Source organism: Arthrobacter sp. 10N410 (assembly GCF_056394945.1).
The window spans coordinates 33,562-50,141 of sequence record NZ_JBFTIP010000006.1 but is presented as its reverse complement, the minus strand read 5'-3'; the positions used below and the strand labels follow the sequence as shown (position 1 = coordinate 50,141).

The 16,580-nt window shown below is 68.1% G+C and carries 15 protein-coding genes; 4 read left to right on the top strand and 11 right to left on the bottom strand.

All coding sequences use genetic code 11. The features are described 5' to 3' along the window. Positions 1–22 precede the first annotated feature (22 nt). From AC1DB8_RS13585 to AC1DB8_RS13575, 3 genes are all read right to left on the bottom strand, one after another. A complete protein-coding gene (locus tag AC1DB8_RS13585; RefSeq protein ID WP_476893316.1) occupies positions 23–1,123 on the bottom strand; it encodes an NADH:flavin oxidoreductase/NADH oxidase in 1,101 nt (366 codons plus the stop codon). Continuing rightward, positions 1,123–2,133: a co-chaperone YbbN gene (locus tag AC1DB8_RS13580; RefSeq protein WP_476893315.1), complete on the bottom strand. Its 1,011-nt coding sequence runs from the start codon at positions 2,131–2,133 to the stop codon at positions 1,123–1,125. Before AC1DB8_RS13580 ends, AC1DB8_RS13585 begins: the two co-directional genes overlap by 1 nt. A gap of 113 nt (positions 2,134–2,246) precedes the next feature. Next, on the bottom strand, positions 2,247–4,070 hold the full coding sequence (locus AC1DB8_RS13575; RefSeq protein ID WP_476893314.1) for a DUF8094 domain-containing protein: 1,824 nt from the start codon (positions 4,068–4,070) through the stop codon (positions 2,247–2,249). Positions 4,071–4,407: 337 nt separating this feature from the next. Between AC1DB8_RS13575 and AC1DB8_RS13570 the strand changes: the two genes are divergently transcribed. Next, positions 4,408–5,583 (top strand): AI-2E family transporter, encoded by a 1,176-nt coding sequence (locus tag AC1DB8_RS13570; RefSeq protein ID WP_441417859.1) that lies wholly within the window; start codon positions 4,408–4,410, stop codon positions 5,581–5,583. A gap of 11 nt (positions 5,584–5,594) precedes the next feature. On the opposite strand, the gene AC1DB8_RS13565 is transcribed toward AC1DB8_RS13570, so the two are convergent. Both AC1DB8_RS13565 and AC1DB8_RS13560 read right to left on the bottom strand, forming a co-directional pair. Next, a complete protein-coding gene (locus AC1DB8_RS13565) occupies positions 5,595–6,389 on the bottom strand; it encodes an alpha/beta hydrolase (protein WP_476893313.1) in 795 nt (264 codons plus the stop codon). A gap of 62 nt (positions 6,390–6,451) precedes the next feature. After that, positions 6,452–6,850, bottom strand: a complete 399-nt coding sequence (locus tag AC1DB8_RS13560; RefSeq protein WP_476893312.1) for an ATP/GTP-binding protein — start codon at positions 6,848–6,850, stop codon at positions 6,452–6,454. A 92-nt stretch (positions 6,851–6,942) separates the two neighbouring features. On the opposite strand from AC1DB8_RS13560, the gene nucS reads away from it, so the two are divergent. From nucS to AC1DB8_RS13545, 3 genes are all read left to right on the top strand, one after another. Further along, positions 6,943–7,638: an endonuclease NucS gene (gene nucS, locus AC1DB8_RS13555; protein WP_476893311.1), complete on the top strand. Its 696-nt coding sequence runs from the start codon at positions 6,943–6,945 to the stop codon at positions 7,636–7,638. A gap of 34 nt (positions 7,639–7,672) precedes the next feature. Beyond that, entirely contained in the window at positions 7,673–8,902 is a 1,230-nt protein-coding gene (locus AC1DB8_RS13550) for an N-acetylglucosamine-6-phosphate deacetylase (protein WP_476893310.1), read from the top strand. Positions 8,903–9,205: 303 nt separating this feature from the next. Continuing rightward, positions 9,206–9,409 (top strand): cold-shock protein, encoded by a 204-nt coding sequence (locus tag AC1DB8_RS13545; RefSeq protein WP_011692441.1) that lies wholly within the window; start codon positions 9,206–9,208, stop codon positions 9,407–9,409. Between the two features lie 154 nt (positions 9,410–9,563). Here AC1DB8_RS13545 and AC1DB8_RS13540 read toward each other — a convergent pair whose 3' ends face one another. The 6 genes from AC1DB8_RS13540 to AC1DB8_RS13515 all read right to left on the bottom strand — a co-directional run bounded on the left by AC1DB8_RS13540 (position 9,564) and on the right by AC1DB8_RS13515 (position 16,566). Further along, positions 9,564–12,071, bottom strand: coding sequence for a bifunctional lysylphosphatidylglycerol flippase/synthetase MprF (locus AC1DB8_RS13540; protein WP_476893309.1), 2,508 nt, complete (start codon positions 12,069–12,071; stop codon positions 9,564–9,566). Beyond that, positions 12,053–13,402 carry an alpha/beta hydrolase gene (locus AC1DB8_RS13535; RefSeq protein WP_476893308.1) on the bottom strand — a complete coding sequence of 450 codons (1,350 nt, stop codon included), beginning with the start codon at positions 13,400–13,402 and terminating at the stop codon, positions 12,053–12,055. The genes AC1DB8_RS13540 and AC1DB8_RS13535 overlap by 19 nt, the downstream gene beginning before the upstream one ends. 5 nt (positions 13,403–13,407) lie before the next feature. Then, positions 13,408–13,839 carry a DUF2550 domain-containing protein gene (locus tag AC1DB8_RS13530; protein ID WP_441417359.1) on the bottom strand — a complete coding sequence of 144 codons (432 nt, stop codon included), beginning with the start codon at positions 13,837–13,839 and terminating at the stop codon, positions 13,408–13,410. 10 nt (positions 13,840–13,849) lie between these two features. Further along, entirely contained in the window at positions 13,850–14,134 is a 285-nt protein-coding gene (locus AC1DB8_RS13525) for a F0F1 ATP synthase subunit epsilon (protein WP_104172348.1), read from the bottom strand. A gap of 1 nt (position 14,135) precedes the next feature. Continuing rightward, on the bottom strand, positions 14,136–15,590 hold the full coding sequence (gene atpD, locus AC1DB8_RS13520; RefSeq protein WP_138768903.1) for a F0F1 ATP synthase subunit beta: 1,455 nt from the start codon (positions 15,588–15,590) through the stop codon (positions 14,136–14,138). Between the two features lie 82 nt (positions 15,591–15,672). Next, entirely contained in the window at positions 15,673–16,566 is an 894-nt protein-coding gene (locus tag AC1DB8_RS13515; protein WP_441417358.1) for a F0F1 ATP synthase subunit gamma, read from the bottom strand. Positions 16,567–16,580 lie beyond the last annotated feature (14 nt).

Genomic DNA, 16,580 nt, shown 5'->3' with positions numbered 1-16,580 from the left:
TTAGACTAACCGCCGCGGCCGCCTAAAACGTGTGCCGCGGGATGGCGCGTTCGTACTGCGGCGGCCAAGCCAGCTCGTGGCCCAGTTCGAAGGCGGCACGCAGCCACCAGTGCGGGTCCCGCAGCGCGGCACGGGCGATGAACACGCCATCGGCCTGCCCCGTGGCGACGGCGTGCTCGGCCTGTCCTGCCGAGGTCAGCAGCCCCACAGTCCCGGTCCGGACACCGGCTTCGCGCCGGATCCGGGCGCTGAATCCGGTCTGGTAGCCGGGGCCGACCGGGATCGACTGGTGCGCCACGGCCCCACCGCTGGAGACGTCCACGAGGTCCACCCCGTGTTCGCCGGCTGCGCGGGCCAACCGCACCGAGGCTTCGGCGTCGACGCCGCCGTCGGCCCAGTCGGAGGCGGAGATCCGCAGCAGAAGCGGCATCGAGTCCGGGATGACGTCCCGGACGGCGTCGATCACTGCCAGGGTCAACCGATTGCGCCCGGTCTCGTCCCCGCCCCAGCTGTCGGTCCGGTCGTTGACCAGCGGGCTCTGGAACTGGTGCAGCAGGTAGCCGTGGGCGCCGTGGATCTCGATCGTGTCGAAGCCGGCGCCGACAGCCCGGACGGCGGCGGCGGTGAAGTCGGCGATCACGCCGTCGATCTCTTGCTCTGTCATGGCCGACGGCGGGGCGTAGCCGTCGAAGGCGCCGGTGCCCGGGCCCAGGGTGTTCCAGCCACCTTCGGAGGCGGGCACGGTGCCGGATTTGCCGGAGAACGGCCAGTAGGAGGAGGCCTTGCGCCCGGCGTGCGCCAGCTGGGTCCCGATCTTGGCGTTCGCGGACCCGTGGCGGTGCACGAAGGAGACGATCCGCTCCCATGCCTCGGCCTGGGCGTCGTTGTAGAGCCCGGCGTCCCGGGGGCTGATCCGCCCGGCCGCGTTAACGGCGGCCGCCTCGGTCAGGATGAGGGCGGCTCCGCCGGTGGCGAAGGAGCCGAGGTGCATCAGGTGCCAGTCGTTGGGCACGCCTTCGCCGGTGTCGGGTTCGCAGCTGTACTGGCACATCGGCGAGACCCAGCCGCGGTGCTCCAGCCGCAGCGAGCGCAGCTCCAGCGGGGTAAACAGCGCGGAGCCCACTAGAACAGCACCCGCGCGAGGTTCTGCCGGGCCTTGGCGACGCGGTCATCGGAAGTTCCCACCACGTCGAAAAGCTCCAGCAGGCGCACCCGGGCGGTTTCCCGTTCAGGGCCGAAGTTCCGGCCGATGAACGTCACGATCCGGCCCAGGCCGTCCTCGACGTGGCCGCCGGCAATGTCCAGGTCGGCGACGGCGAGCTGGGCCTCCAGGCTGTCCGGCTCCTGGGCGGCACGGCCGCGGAGTGCGTCCGTTTCCGCGGCGGACAGTGCCTGCAGGCGGCCCATGAGCTCGACCTGCGCCAGGCCGGCCTTGGCCTCGGCGTCGGCGGGCATCTCGGTCAGCGCCTGCCGGTAAGCCGCGGCAGCGCCGGCGTAGTCGCCGGCCTCGATGGCGTCGAACGCCTTCTGGTGCAGCGGCGGCAGCGGCGGAGCCTCGGGCTCGGCGGCCCCGGGTCCGCCGGCTCCGATCCGGCCGGTCACGCCGTTGGCCCCCGCAACCTTGAGGAGTTCGTCAAAGAGGCTGCGCACCTGCTGCTCCTCGGCGCCGCCCTGGAACAGCGGCACGGGCTGGCCCTTGACCAGCGCGACGGCGGTCGGAACAGCCTGCACCTGGAACGCCTGCGCGAGCTGCGGGAAGGCTTCAATGTCGGCGGCGCCGAGGACCAGCCGGCCCTCGTAGCTTTCGACGATCTGCTCCAGCACATCCACGAGCTGCGCGGACCCGGGCGAGTAGTTGGCCCACAGCGCAATCACCACCGGAACCTGGGCGGAAAGGTCCACGAGCTCCTGGAAGTTGGCCTCGGTGACGTCCACGCGCAGCGGCGCACCGGCGGAACCGCCCCCGGGTTCACCGGGGGCCGTGCCGGCAGCCCCCGGGGCCGGCGGCCGGCCCGCCCCGGCGCCCGCCGGCGGCGCGGGGCGCTGCTTCAGCGAGGAGAGGTCGACGGCGCCCCGCAGATTGAGCGGGTTGGCTGCAGCTGGAGGGACCGGGCGGGAAGCTGGCGAAGTCATAGCTCCACTCTATCCACTACGCCCCACGCAGCAACGACCGGGCCGCGATTGCGGCCCGGTCGTTGCGGTGTGGCTCCGGCCGGGGTGCCGGACGGACAGTGTCCGGCTGGAGGCTACTTGATTTTTGCCCCGACCAGGCCGCGGGTGGCGGCAACCAGTTTCATCGGATCCTTGGAGCCGGTCGGCGGGACGTAGACGGCCACGGCTTCGGCGAAGCTCAGGACCATACCCGTGCTCGTCTCCTTGCCTCCGGCCAGGGCCGCGGCGTCGTTACCGATCGTCAGCTTGTCGCCGGAGTTCTTCGGCGTCCCGTCGAAGGCGAAGTCCAGACGGCCCAGGACCAGGGCGCCGCCGTCGGCAGTGCGGAACACCACGGTGTCCTCAGGAACAACCTTGTGGCTGAAGCTGAACTTGCCGTTCGTGCCCGACTTCACCACGTCCTTCTGGTACGCCAGGGTGTCGGCAATGTACGGCGAGGACTGCCCCTCGGTGAGCTTGTCCTTGAAGCTGGAGTCAGCCTTGGTCAGCCGGTCGGCCAGCCCGGACAGCGCCTCCTGGCCGCTGTACAGCAGCCCGGACTTGTCCGAGGCCGCCAGGGTTTCGGTGCCCCCGCGGTTGATACCCGGGAAGGTGGTGCCCGGCTGCAGCGGGGTAGCCCCGACCAGCTTGTAGTTCTCCCGCGGGGAGGCCTGCACGAGGGTCAGCAGCTGCGGGACCACGTTGCCGTCGCCCTGCGTCACCGCCATGACGGACCTCGGCCAGTCGCGCTTGTTGCTGACCACTGTGGTGAGGAGCTTCGTGGCGCGCACCGGCATCCGGGGCTCGTAGCTCCCCACCTTGGAACGGATCTTGTAGTTCTGCTTGCGCACCTCAAGCTCGGTCGCCCCTACCCGGGGCGTGAGCTTGGCGGCGTCCTTGGCCGCGTCGCCGGCGTCGACGGCGCTGGCGACCTGCTCAAGGATGCGCCGGAACTGCGCGTCCAGCAGGACCGGAGCATCGGCATCCTGGCCTGCAGCCGAGGGCGAGGAACTGCTCGGCGAGGGCGAGGGAGCCTGGCTGGCCTGCGCCGCGACGCCCGTGCCCGCTACCGCGGCGGCGGTCAGCAACGCTACCGCAACGCCGGAGCGGCGGCGGAAGGCTGACGGGGCAACAACGCGTTCAACACTGCTGTCGCGGGCCGGGGCGGCGCCCGTGGCACCGCCGGCGTCCGTGGCAGCGACCTTTGCCTTGGCCTTGGCCCGCGCGCGCTGTGCAAACAAGCTGCCCTTCGGAGTGCCCCCGCCGGAGCCGCCGGCTGCACCGCCGTCGCCGGCGTTGCCCTTGTTGTCCCGCGCCGGCTTGATCAGCAGCAAGGCAGCGCCGGCCAGGATCAGCAGGCCGCCCAGGACCATGAACGGAACGGCCCAGGGAGTGGACGTGTCGTTCGGGAACGTCATCGAAATCGACGAGGGGGCGGGCTTGGAGCCGTCCGAGGCGAGCAGCAGCGCCCAGTCCCCGTCCGCCGGCGCCGTCCAGGAGTAGTCCAGCTCGCCATTGGCGTTCTCCGTCGTGACCCACAGGTCGGAGCCTGCCGGGGACGGCGCCTTGGCGTCGCCGTCGGCGTGGTCAAGCTTCAGCGACTTGCCGTCGTCCGAGACACCGGAAACGGTGTTGTGGGCGGTCTTCCCAACCCACGCATCGACGTCGTCCGGCCGGCCGGCGGCGAGGATGAAGTTGCCCTCCCCCTTGACGTGGATCTTCACCGTGCCGCCGTGCAGGGTTCGCAGTTTCTCGTCGAAGACGGTCAACGGGGCGGCGGTGCCGCCCGTGGGTGCGGTGGCGGTGACGGTCTCGGCCGGAGCCCAAACCGTCTTCTGGCCGATTCCGGCCAGCAGTGTCAGGAGGCCGAGCAGCACAAGTGCGACTGCAGTCTTGAAACGCAAAATATTACCTATCATCAGCGGACACGTAGCTTTAAGAGTAACCGTTTTGTTACCTGAGAGTCAGATCGGGGTCTTTGTCAAGCCCCTCAGCGGCCTCATGAGGCGCTGCTGGCCCGCCAGTTCGCAAGGCTGCTGATAGTGTTTGCGGTGATCATCACACCCGGCCCGCAACCGCGGTTTTGCAGGGAATTTTCCGAGAAAAAGGGCCTTCAACGCAGTGACTGAACCCACGGATGTGTCCCCCGCAGGACACCCCGCAAGCCAGGAATCCGCCAGCCAGCCACACGGCCCGCACGAGCCGGCCCCGCAGCCCTCGACGCCGCGCGCGGCCGCGGCGGGCTTCCTGATTTCGATGGCGCGCCGCCTGCGGCAGCCGCTGCCCGGTGCCCAGCCGCGCCTGCGTTTCGAGATGCCGCCCGAACACGACGAGGAAGCCGCACCCGCCCCGGACAGCGAGAGCACCGCAAAGTTCGGCGCTCCCGGTCCGCGGATGTCGTCCCAGCACCCGCTGTACGTCGGCTTCATGGGGACGGTCGGCGTGGGCGCGGCCCTGCTGGTTTACTGGATCGGCTCCAACACCACCCAGCTGCTGCTCTGGATCGTCACCGCACTGTTCATTGCGCTCGGCCTGGATCCCGTGGTGCGCTGGCTGGAAAGCAAAAAGGTGCCTCGGCCGGCCGGAATCCTGGTCTCCGTCGCCGTGCTGGCGCTGGCCGTCACCGGTTTCTTCGCCACGTTGATCCCCACCATCGTCCAGCAGGTGACGCAGGTCGTCCAGGAAGCGCCGCACTGGATCCAGGACTTCATCGACTCCGACTTCTTCCGCACGGTGGACAGCCAGTTCGGCGTGCGCGACCGGATCAGCCAGGAACTCGAGAAGTTCGTCAACAACCCGGAGGCCATGAGCGGCATCTTCGGCGGCGTCGTCGGGTTCGGCTCCACCGTGGCGAACGGCCTGTTCGGCGCCCTGATCGTCCTGGTCCTCAGCCTCTACTTCCTCTCGGCCATGCCGGCCATGAAGAAGTGGGGCTACCGGCTCGCCCCGCGGTCCCGCCGCGCGCGCGTCGAGGCGCTGTCCGAGGAGATCACCGGATCGGTCGGCAACTACGTGATCGGCCAGGTCTGCGTGGCGCTGCTGAACGCCACCTTCGCCTTCATCGTGATGTCGATTGTGGGGGTGCCGTTCGCCCTGCTTCTCGCGTTCGTTGTGGCCCTGCTTGCCTTCATCCCGCTGGTCGGCGGCATGATCGCCGGCGTCCTGGTCACCCTGATCGCCCTCACCGCGGGCTGGCAGACGGCCGTCGTCTTCGCGATCTGCTACTTCGCCTACCTGCAGTTCGAGGCGTACTTCATCTCGCCGCGCATCATGCAGAAGGCAGTCGCAGTCCCCGGCGCGGTCGCCGTGATCTCGGTGATCGCCGGCGGCAGCGTCCTAGGCGTGCTTGGCGCCCTGATCGCCATCCCCACGGCCGCGGCGATCATGCTGCTGGTTAAGGAAATCTTCATCGTCCGCCAGGACAAGCACTAGCGTTTACCGGCTCAGGCGTGGGCGGTGGCCACCGGCCCTGCCCACTCCTCGGGCAGGGCACTGCTGCCGCCCGGGAGCACCTCGGCCACGATCTCGTTGAGCACCCGGCCGGCGTACTTCTCCCCCACCCACAGGTGCTTCGCGCCGTCGACGCCCACGACGTCGGCGTGCGGCACCAGGCTGAAACGCTCGGCGGCGGCCACCGGCTGCAGGTAGTCGTCGTGCTCCGGAACCAGGACCTTCAGTGGCTTGCCGGAGGCGGCCCACTCCTTGAGATGGACGTCCGTGGCGCGGTGCAGCGGGGGCGAGAGCAGGATGGCGCCCTCGATTTCGGAGGCCACAGGTTCGGTGGCGCCGTACATCAGTGCGAGTTCGGTGCCAAAGGACCAGCCGACCAGCCAGCGGTTTGGCAGCCCGCGCTCGACGGCGAAGCGCACCGCCGCCTCCACGTCGAGCCGTTCGCCGATGCCTTCCTCAAAGGAACCCTGGCTGGTTCCGCGCGGTGAAGAGGTCCCGCGGGTGTTGAACCGCAGCACCGCAATGCCGGCGAGGGCCGGGAGGCGGTAGGAAGCCTTCCGGTAGACGTGCGAGTCCATGAAGCCGCCGTGGGTCGGCAGCGGGTGCAGCGTGATGAGGGTTGCCTTGATCTCCCCCGACTCGGGAAGCGCCAGTTCGCCAACCAGCCGGTGTCCGTCCTCGGTGCGAAGTTCCACGTTTTCGCGGTGCGCCGGCAGCACGGTCGAGGCACGGATTGCGGTGGGGGCGGTGGGCTGGCTGAACACATAGGACGCCGGGTCGAAAGTCATGCCCTCCAGCTTAGCGAAACCGGGCACGGTTGGCCGTTTCAGTTGGCCCCCTGCGAAGCTGCTCAGCGGTACCGGTAGCTGCGCGAGGTCCAGCAGTTCGAGTGCCAGTGCCGGCGCTCGGCCAGGCCGGCGGCCGCGCCAAAGATGTGGTCCTCGGACCAGACGACGAGGTGCGCGGTGCCCGGCGGCACGGCGGTGAAGCATCCGGGGCAGATGTAGGTCTTTCCGGCCCGACTGGCGGAGATCGAGCGGACTATCCATTCGCCGTCGGGGGCGCTCTCCCGCCTTGCGATCCCGGTCCGGGCGCGCTCCAGGTCCAGTTCCGGCGCGGGTCCGGCGGCGTGCTTGCCGGCGCCCTTCCCTGCGCCCTTTCCTGCGCTCTTCCCTCCGCCCTTCCCTGCGCCCTTCCCTCCGGGGGTGTGGCCCGAAGCGGCTCGGCGGGGTCGGTTGGAACGGGGCATGACTCCATTCTGCCCCAGCCCGGCCGCTCCCCCGCCACCAGGAGGCCGCCACGGCTCCCGGGAGCACCGCATCAGGCGGTAGTGTTGACCGGGTGCGTTTAGTCATAGCCCGTTGCTCCGTTGATTATGTCGGCCGGCTCAAAGCCCATCTTCCGCTCGCCACCCGGCTCCTGTTGGTCAAAGCCGACGGTTCGGTCCTGGTCCACTCGGACGGCGGATCCTACAAGCCGCTGAACTGGATGAGTCCTCCGGCCAGCCTGCGCGTCTCCACGCCGGACGAGGTCGACGTCGAAGTCGGCGTCATCGAGCAGTGGACCGTGCAGTCCGCGAAGACCGATGACCGGCTCATCATCAACATCCACGAACAGCTGCATGACACCTTCCATGAGCTGGGCCAGGACCCCGGACTGATCAAGGACGGGGTCGAGGCGGACCTGCAGCGGCTGCTCGCGGAGCAGATCGAGACCCTCGGCGCCGGCTTCTCACTGATCCGCCGCGAATACTTCACCGCGATCGGCCCGGTGGATATCCTGGCCCGCGACGCCAACGGCGCCACGGTGGCGATCGAACTCAAGCGCCGCGGCGACATCGACGGGGTCGAGCAGCTCACCCGCTACCTTGAGCTGCTGAACCGCGATCCGCTGCTGGCGCCGGTGCGCGGTATCTTTGCCGCCCAGCAGATCAAGCCGCAGGCCAAGGTGCTGGCGAACGACCGCGGCATCGACTGCGTCACCCTGGACTACGACGCCATGCGCGGCGTCGACGACAGCGAGTCCCGCCTCTTCTAGGGCCCTCCCGGCTGACCCGCCCTAGACTCTGAGCATGAACCTCACCCCGGCCGGCCGCCACCTGCTCTACGGCACGCTGGTCAGCGATGGTGCCGTGCAGCACGACGCCGTCCTGGCCGTGGCGGGCGGGCGGATCGCGTACGCCGGCCCCGCCGCCGGATTCAGCCCCGGGACCGCCGGGTTCGGTGACGCGCCGGCCCCGGAGCTGCCGCCCGGCGCCCTCATCCTTCCGGGACTGGTGGACCTGCACTGCCACGGCGCGTACGGCGGCGACTTCCCCGGCGGCGCGGAGGCCCCGGCGCGGCGTGCCATCGACTTCCTGCACCGTTCCGGGACCACCACCCTGCTCGCCAGCCTCGTGACCGCCTCCCGGGAGTCGCTGCTGCACGGAATCGCCCTGCTCGCCGGACTGAGCGAGGAGGGCCTGCTGGCCGGAATCCATCTGGAGGGCCCCTTCCTCGCCGCGGCACGGTGCGGTGCGCAGGACCCGGACTTCCTGCGCGATCCCGATCCGGGACTCCTCGCCGAGCTGGTAGCCGCCGCACGCGGCACCCTCGCCACGATGAGCTTCGCCCCCGAGCTTTCCGGAGCGGACGGACTCGTCCCGATGCTGGCCGGGCACGGCGTGGTCCCCTCGCTGGGCCATACCGACTGCGACGACGCCACCGCCGCGGCGTCGCTCCGCTCGGCCGCGGCGGCACTGCGCACCTCGTCGTCCGTGCGCGGCACGCGGCCCACGGTGACCCACCTGTTCAACGGCATGCCGCCCCTGCATCACCGGGCACCGGGCCCTGTCTCCGCGTGCCTGCGCAGCGCCGCATCCGGCGAGGCCGTGCTCGAACTGATCGCCGACGGCACGCACCTGGACCCGGCCATGGTCGCCACGGTGTTCCAACTGGCCGGCGCCGCCAACATCGCGCTGGTGACCGATTCGATGGCCGCCGCCGGCCTGCCCGACGGCGCTTACAGCCTGGGCCGCTCCGCCGTCACCGTCTCGGCCGGCGTCGCCCGCCTCGACCCCGGCGGCGCCCTCGCCGGCGGCACCGCCACGCTGCTCGACGTCGTCCGCCGCACCGTCGCCGCCGGTGTGCCGCTGCCCGACGCCGTCCGCTCGGCCACGGCGGTCCCCGCCGCGGTCCTCGGGCTCGGCGCCGAACTGGGCTCCCTGCGCGGCGGGCTTCGGGCCGACGCCGTCGTCGTCAATTCCGGACTCGGCCTTTACCGCGTAATGCGCTGCGGGGAATGGCTGGCACCGCTTTCCTAATGTGTCTTTCGGCGCAGCGGCGGTTCCGAACGCTTTCTGCGGCCGGGATCTCGTTCATGAACTCTTTACATAAAATTTCTGGAATTATGCGCCGGGCCCGTTGACCTGACGCAGGCGGCATGAAATTCTTGTACCAGTCTTTGTGTAGGTGTTTTTCATGCTCGCAAGACATGTTGCGAGCGTGAAGCTCCTGCCGCCAAGGCCCGGTCAATCCGGGCGGAAGCCAAGGTTCTTCTCGCAGAGTGACCAAGCCCGGTGCAAAGTGCGCCGGACTTCTTCAAGATCCACAATGAGGAGAATTAAATGGCACAGGGAACCGTCAAGTGGTTTAACGCTGAAAAGGGCTTCGGCTTCATCACCCCGGATGACTCCGATGGCGATGTCTTCGTTCACTACTCCGAGATCCAGACCGGCGGATTCAAGACCCTCGACGAGAACCAGCGCGTTCAGTTCGAGATCGGCCAGGGCGCCAAGGGCCCCCAGGCTACCGGCGTCACGCTGGTCTAATCTCTCCGGCAATACTGCTTCCGGCAGTACCGCTGCACGAATGATCCCCGGCATTATTGCCGGGGATCATTTCTTTGCGTTTGACCCCTCCGGCGGCAGCATTGTTTGCGGGGATTCCCCTAAACGGCAGGCGGATAATGGCACCGGCTCCGAATTAGCGCACCAGCGTGCGGAGCAGACGCGCACTCTGGCGGACTGAAAGGTCGGGAAGGTAAGCGCGGCTCAAAGCGCGCCCCATCGCCGGCAGCTGCAACGGATCCTGGTAGTACAGGTAGAGCGTGCGGTAATCCGGTTTGAACCGCGATTTGAACGTGGCCAGGGAACGGAATCCGTAAGCCGGTTCCAGCGCACGGCCCACCACGTCCAGAATTCCGGCGAGCCCCTCGCTGTCGCGCGGCCCTCCGTCGCCATCTCCCCGCGCCTCCTCCCTGGCGAGCGGCGAGCCGGAGAGCGAGATCACTTCCACCGAGTCCCGCAGCTCCAGCACGGCAGAGGCGATCAGGAACTCCATCACGCCGGGGAAGGCGTCACCGCGGCGGCGCATGACGTCCAGCGTCCAGCTCACCACCCGTCCGCCGTCGTAAACCGGCAGCCAGCTGGTGACCCCGTGCACGCGGTCCTCGGCGTCCACGGCAACGCAGCACAGCACTTCTTCGTCTTCGAGCTCGTCGAGGCTGCCCAGCGTGAATCCCATCTCCGGGACCGACTTGCCGGCCGCCCACTCTTCTGAGACCTCGCTCAACTGGGCCCGCAGCGAAGGGGAGAATTCCCGATAACGGCCCCAGACCGCACGGACGCCGGTCTTGGCCGCCCGGTTCAGCGCCGTCCGGACGTTTTGCCATTCCTTGCCTTTGAACTCCAGTTCGCGGACCGCCAGTCGGGTCTCCAGCGCCACCGCAACCCTGCGGAAGCCGCGGCCCTGAAGCAGGGGCCACAGCTCGTCCGTGCAGGAATAGAAGCACGGGATCAGCGCGTGCTCGGTGCAGTAGGACAGGAACAGCGCGGCAGTTTCCTCGCGGTGCGATGCCGGGCCGAAAGGTCCCGCCACCGTCAGCGCGACGTTGCCGTGCTGCTGGTAGGCCACTCCCCCGCGGCCCTCGGGTGCAAACCAGTACGTGTTGGGTGCCCAGAGCGCCATCCAGGACAGTGAGTCGCCGCCTTGCCGGATGAGGCCGCGGGCCCTTTCCCGGTCCTCGGCCCCCGCATCCGTGCCGTGGTGGCGGCGCAGCAGCACCAGCCAGACCCCGGCCAGCGCCACGACCCAGAAGATGATGCCGGAGGAGGCGAACAGGAAAGCCTCGGCCGCGTTGCGGTTCTGGAACACGCGGTTGTAGATGCCGGGAATGGGCAGCGGCAGGTACTGCCGGGCGAGCTCCGCGGCGAGTCCCAGCCAGCCGCCGTCGCGCTCCAACCCGCCCGAGGCAAACCATGCGGCGCCATAGCCCCCGGCGAGCACCAGGAAGGTCCCCGCCACCGTCAGCGCGAGGATGCGGCGGGCCCGCCGCGTGGTTTCCACCCGGAACAGGCGCCGGTTGGCGAACAGCAGCAGCACCAGGCCCAGCGGCACTGCCACGAGTGGCAGGACGTGGACAAAGCCGGAACCCATTATGGCCGTGTGCGGCCGGCCGGGATAGTGCGGAATCCGGGCAAACAGGGCCAGGTAAACGGCTGCCAGGGCGGTAACACCCAGCTGCACCAGGATCGCGATCCGCAGTGCGAGCCGGCGCCCGTGCCGCATGCCGTCGGCGCAAATCAGCAGCAGCACCACCGGCACCACGGCCAGGGCCAGGCCGAGGGGTCCGGCGTACCCCTCCCGCCCGGCGCTGAGGCAGGTGATGTCGACGCCGCCTCCGCAGTTCTGCTCCAGCTGGTTCAGCGTGGGCAGCGGATTCAGCACCACGTCCCGCAGCAGGGCCAGCGGCCCGGTGGGGCTTCGCACCGCGGCCGTGATGATGGGGCCCACGGCGAAGATCGCCACCGTCAGCGCCAGGAGGTTGCGGGTCTCCCGGCCGGTAGAGCGGTGGCGGTGGAGCGTCCCCTTGTCTCCCTGGATCCACCAGCCGGCCATGAGTCCGGACAGGGCGCCGGACAGGCCCACCACCGTTTCCGCGTGCCCCACATACAGCACGAGCAACAGGGACCCGGAGACGACGGCGGTCCGCAGCCGCCGCTGCCACAGCGCCGGCAGGAGGGCGCCGGCCGCGAGCGCGACGGCAAGGATAGCCGCGTACGGGCCGATCAGCCGGTCCCCGGCCATCGGGCCGAGCCAGCCGTCGCCCGCAAAGAGAGCGAGCTGGGTGACGAGCAGGAACAGCGTCACCGCGGCGAACTGCCCGGCAAAGAAGAAGACGGCTGTGCGCAGGGTTCCGAGCTGCCGTTCGGCGAGGCCCAGCAGCCCCAGAACCATCAGCGATGCCGCGAGGTAGGCCAGGGGGTTGGTCGCGAAGAACAGCGAGCTGAACATGGTCCACCACAGTCCGCCCTGCAACCCGGGGGCACTTACCGAGGCCACCTCAAGCAGTGCTTCCGGCGGGCCGGTCAGGAAACTGCCGGTAGCTGCGCCGACTCCCAGGAACGCCGCCAGAAAGGCCAGCGAGAAGGGAATCCCCTGCAGGTAACGCCCGATCCGGCGAATGGCGTTCCTCACTTCTTGATCCCCCATCGCGGGGCCAGGAAGTCGAGGCCGGCGGACAGTCCCTTGGCAGCGACCGTCCAGGAATGGCCCGTGCGTGGAATCACCTGCCCGTCGACGGAGAACCCGGCCGAGCGGGCGGCACCAGCCAGCACGCCCATGTACTCGATGAACTCGGGATCCCGCTCGCCGGCTCCGAAGTAGAGGGCGTTGCCGTCAAAGCGGCGCTGCTGCATGAGGTGCAGCGGCGTCTGCCGTTCGAAGGCCGCGGTGTCGCCGCCGAACGACGCCTCGATGGTCTTATGCCGCTCCTTGGCGAGGGCGGGCTCCTGCTCGCTCGAAAACGCCAGTGCCGCGCTGTAAACGTCAGGGTGCCGGGTCGCCATTTGGACGGCGCAGGTGGCGCCGAAGGAGAACCCTCCGGCCGCCCACTTCCGCGGATCCGGGTCCACATCGAACGTCGCGCGGATCCAGCCGGGCACATCCTCGGCAAGGAAGGTGTCCGCCTGCGCGATTTGGCTGTCCATGCAGAGGACGTTGCCGTTGGGGGTGCCGTTGGGATCGACCACGATGACCACGGGGGCCACTCCGTGGTGGGCTGACGCGAAGAGGTCCATCCGGCTCCGCAGGGCGCCGCCGGTGACCCAGTCGGCAGGGCTTCCGGGCTGGCCGGAGAAGAGCACCAGCACAGGAAGTGCCGGGCGCGGTGAGGCCTGGTAGGCGGGCGGCAGATAAACGTAGGCATCCCGGCTGCGGAAGCCGGACACGGTGCCCGGGATAGAGGCCTTGCGGACAAGGCCGCCCGCGGGAAGGGTTGCCCGCGGTGTCCACCCGGCCAGGCCGACGGTGGCGGGCTCCCCGGCCTGGCGCTGGAGTCCGGCTTCCAGAGCCGGGATCCGTGCGACGGCGGTCCCGGTGAGGTCGCTCACGGTGTGGTTCAGCCCGAAGTAGGCGTTGATCTGGATCGCCGAAAGCGCGAGCACACCGGCAAAGGCGGCCGCGGCTGCCGTCACGGCCACCCTGCGGCGGCGGGCCGGACGTGGACGGGACCGCCACACGGTCCAGCCACGGTGGAGCGCCAGCAGCAGCGCGGTGACGGCCGGGACGGACCAGGCGAGGACCTCGGGCGGGAGCACGTCCGGAAAGAGAGCGAAGGGGTAAACGAGGAGCCAGTGAACGCCGAGCACCAGCGCGAGGGAAAGTAGGAGGGCAGCAGGCGGCACGGCCCAAGCCTTGCGACCGGGCGCGCGCTTCCAGCCGCTGTGCGGCCGGATCAGGTACAGCATCCCAACAACCCCGGCGGCGCACGCGGCCCATAGGACCGGGCCGTCGTCGATCCGGATGCCCTCGGCGAAACCCACCTGGACTAGCGCCAGGTGCCGACGCCGATGACCGGACCGGCCTCAAGCCACGAGGAGAGGCCGGTGTAGGCATCGAATCTCATCGCGAGCAGCACGTCGCGGCCCTCGTAGCGCAGTTCGACGATCACGGTTTCCGGCTGCACCTTGACGAGTTCGACTTCGGTGGGCTCGCGGCGCCCCAGCAGCTCAAGGGAGCTGCGGCGGAAGGTATGTTTCGGCCGCACGCTCAGCGAGGCAAGCCGGAACCATTCCAGGTCGTTGTCCTGATAACGACAAACCCCCATCTGCCAGCTGTTTCCAGCAATGCAGATAGAGGCGTCCACCGTGCCCAGGGCGCGCCGCAGATTGAAGCGGCGCACCCCGGAAAGGCACAGTGCAAAGACCAGCAACGCAAACACGGTTGCCAGGACGATGAACGGAAAACCAGTAACGTTCATCAAGGTCGGGCTAGCGGATCCCCGCAGTAGCCGCGTCGCCCATTTGGGCGTTGTCAGCAACAATGACGACCCTGTTGTTGTCGACGGAGAAGAACCCGCCGTCGACAACTACAGCAATGCGGTCACCGGACACCGGCTCAATCGCCAGTTCACCTTCGGCCAGAATCGCCAGCAGGGGCGAGTGGCCGGGCAGGATTCCGATTTCACCATCGCTGGTGCGGGCCTTGACCATCTTGGCCGCTCCGGACCACACGAAGTGGTCCGCTGCGACAATCTCAACCTCAAGCTCAGCCATATTACTTGGTCTGTTCCTGGATCTTGGCCCACTGGCGCTCGACGTCGTCCAGGCCGCCGACGTTGAAGAACGCCTGCTCTGCGATGTGGTCGAGGTCGCCGTCGCAGATCGCCGTGAAGCCTTCAACGGTGTCCTTGATGGACACGGTGGAGCCTTCGACGCCGGTGAACTGCTTCGCCGTGTAGGTGTTCTGCGAGAGGAACTGCTGGATACGGCGTGCACGCGACACGACGATCTTGTCCTCTTCGGAGAGCTCATCGACGCCGAGGATGGCGATGATGTCCTGGAGTTCCTTGTTCTTCTGCAGGATCTGCTTGACCCGGACGGCCGTGTTGTAGTGGTCGTGTCCGATGTACTGCGGATCCAGGATGCGCGAGGTCGACGTCAGCGGGTCAACGGCCGGGTACAGACCACGGGAAGCGATTTCACGGGAAAGTTCCGTGGTCGCGTCGAGGTGTGCGAAGGTCGTGGCCGGGGCCGGGTCGGTGTAGTCATCTGCGGGAACGTAGATGGCCTGCATCGAGGTGATGGAGTGGCCCTTGGTGGACGTGATGCGCTCCTGGAGCAGGCCCATCTCGTCAGCCAGGTTGGGCTGGTAGCCCACGGCCGAAGGCATGCGGCCGAGGAGGGTGGAAACCTCGGAACCTGCCTGGGTGAAGCGGAAGATGTTGTCGATGAAGAGCAGCACGTCCTGGTTCTGCACATCGCGGAAGTACTCCGCCATGGTCAGCGCGGACAGGGCAACGCGCAGACGCGTTCCCGGCGGCTCATCCATCTGGCCGAAGACAAGCGCGGTGTCCTTGAGGACGCCGGCCTCTTCCATTTCGACCCAGAGGTCGTTGCCTTCACGGGTACGCTCGCCAACACCGGCGAACACCGAGGTGCCACCGAAGTTGCGGGCAACACGGGTGATCATTTCCTGGATCAGCACGGTCTTGCCGACGCCGGCACCGCCGAACAGGCCAATCTTGCCACCCTTGATGTACGGGGTGAGAAGGTCGATCACCTTGATGCCGGTTTCCAGCATCTCGGTGGAGCCCTCGAGGGTCGCGAAGGCGGGTGCCTTGCGGTGGATCGGCCAGCGTTCGCTGATCTGCAGCTCGGACTCGGTCACGTCCAGGGGCTGGCCCAGCACGTTGAAGATGTGGCCCTTGACGCCGTCGCCGACGGGGACGGAGATCGGGGCACCGGTGTCAACCACGTTGGTGCCGCGGACCAGGCCGTCGGTTGCCTGCAGGGAGATGGCGCGGATGAGGTTGTCGCCGAGGTGCAGCGCAACTTCGAAGGTGATGGTCTTGGTCTCACCGTTGAGAGTAATCTCCGTGGTGAGTGCGTTGTAAATCGAGGGGATTGCGTCAGCCGGGAATTCGACGTCGACAACCGGGCCAATAACACGTGCAATACGGCCGGTGGCACCGGACGTTGCGGCTACGTGTTCGGTAGCAGTGGCAGTCATCTCTCTCACTTCACTCAGTAGATGGCGTGGGCGGTTAAGTTTGTTCTTTGGTGCAGGTAAAGCTGGGTCCGGACCGGGCGGGCTAGGACGCGTTCAACGCGTCGGCGCCTGCCACGATTTCGGAAAGCTCCTGCGTAATCTCAGCCTGGCGGGCAGTGTTGCGCAGACGCGTGTACTTCTTGATGAGGTCCGTGGCGTTGTCGCCGGCGGATTTCATCGCCCGCTGGCGGGCTGCGAGCTCGGAAGCTGCTGCCTGCAACATTGCGGCGAAGATACGAGACTCGATGTAGCGCGGCAGCAGGGCATCGAGAACCTGCTCAGCTTCCGGCTCGAATTCGTAAAGCGGCAGGAGCTCCGACTCGGAGGCGGCCTGCTCTTCGACGACCTCGAGCGGGAGCAGGCGGATAACCGTCGGCTCCTGCGTCACCATGGACTTGAAGCGGGTGTAAACGACGTGGATCTCGTCGACGCCGCCCTCTTCGTAGGCCGTAGCGAAGTCTGCCAGCAATGCTTCGCCGACTTCCCGCGCCGTCTCGAACTGCGGTGCGTCCGTGTTGCCGGTCCACACCCGCTCGTAGGGGCGGTTACGGAAGTCGAAGTATGCCTGTGCCTTGCGGCCCATGACGTACGTCTTGACTTCCTTGCCTTCCTCGTGGAGCAACTCGGTGAGGCCTTCGGCCTGCTTGAGCACGGTTGCCGAGTAGGACCCTGCAAGGCCGCGGTCGGAGGTGATGACCAGGACGGCGGCGCGGCGGATCTGCTCCGGCTCGGTAACCAGCGGGTGGTCGATTTCGCTCTGGCTTGCGACAGCAGAAACGGCACGCGTGATCGCGTTTGCGTAAGGCAGTGAAGCCGCTACGCGTGCGCGGGCCTTGCCGATGCGCGAGGTAGCGATCAGTTCCATCGCCTTGAAGATCTTGCGCATCGACGTCGTCGAGCTGATCTTCTGGCGGTAGACCCGGATCTGGGCTCCCATACTTATCCTTTCCT

Bases quoted from the DNA above. Each gene is read 5' to 3' on its own strand.
- AC1DB8_RS13580 (WP_476893315.1), bottom strand. From the start codon at position 2,133: ATGACTTCGCCAGCTTCCCGCCCGGTCCCTCCAGCTGCAGCCAACCCG.
- AC1DB8_RS13575 (WP_476893314.1), bottom strand. From the start codon at position 4,070: ATGATAGGTAATATTTTGCGTTTCAAGACTGCAGTCGCACTTGTGCTG.
- AC1DB8_RS13570 (WP_441417859.1), top strand. From the start codon at position 4,408: ATGGCGCGCCGCCTGCGGCAGCCGCTGCCCGGTGCCCAGCCGCGCCTG.
- AC1DB8_RS13565 (WP_476893313.1), bottom strand. From the start codon at position 6,389: ATGACTTTCGACCCGGCGTCCTATGTGTTCAGCCAGCCCACCGCCCCC.
- AC1DB8_RS13560 (WP_476893312.1), bottom strand. From the start codon at position 6,850: ATGCCCCGTTCCAACCGACCCCGCCGAGCCGCTTCGGGCCACACCCCC.
- AC1DB8_RS13550 (WP_476893310.1), top strand. From the start codon at position 7,673: ATGAACCTCACCCCGGCCGGCCGCCACCTGCTCTACGGCACGCTGGTC.
- AC1DB8_RS13545 (WP_011692441.1), top strand. From the start codon at position 9,206: ATGGCACAGGGAACCGTCAAGTGGTTTAACGCTGAAAAGGGCTTCGGC.
- AC1DB8_RS13540 (WP_476893309.1), bottom strand. From the start codon at position 12,071: ATGGGGGATCAAGAAGTGAGGAACGCCATTCGCCGGATCGGGCGTTAC.
- AC1DB8_RS13530 (WP_441417359.1), bottom strand. From the start codon at position 13,839: ATGAACGTTACTGGTTTTCCGTTCATCGTCCTGGCAACCGTGTTTGCG.
- AC1DB8_RS13525 (WP_104172348.1), bottom strand. From the start codon at position 14,134: ATGGCTGAGCTTGAGGTTGAGATTGTCGCAGCGGACCACTTCGTGTGG.
- atpD (WP_138768903.1), bottom strand. From the start codon at position 15,590: ATGACTGCCACTGCTACCGAACACGTAGCCGCAACGTCCGGTGCCACC.
- AC1DB8_RS13515 (WP_441417358.1), bottom strand. From the start codon at position 16,566: ATGGGAGCCCAGATCCGGGTCTACCGCCAGAAGATCAGCTCGACGACG.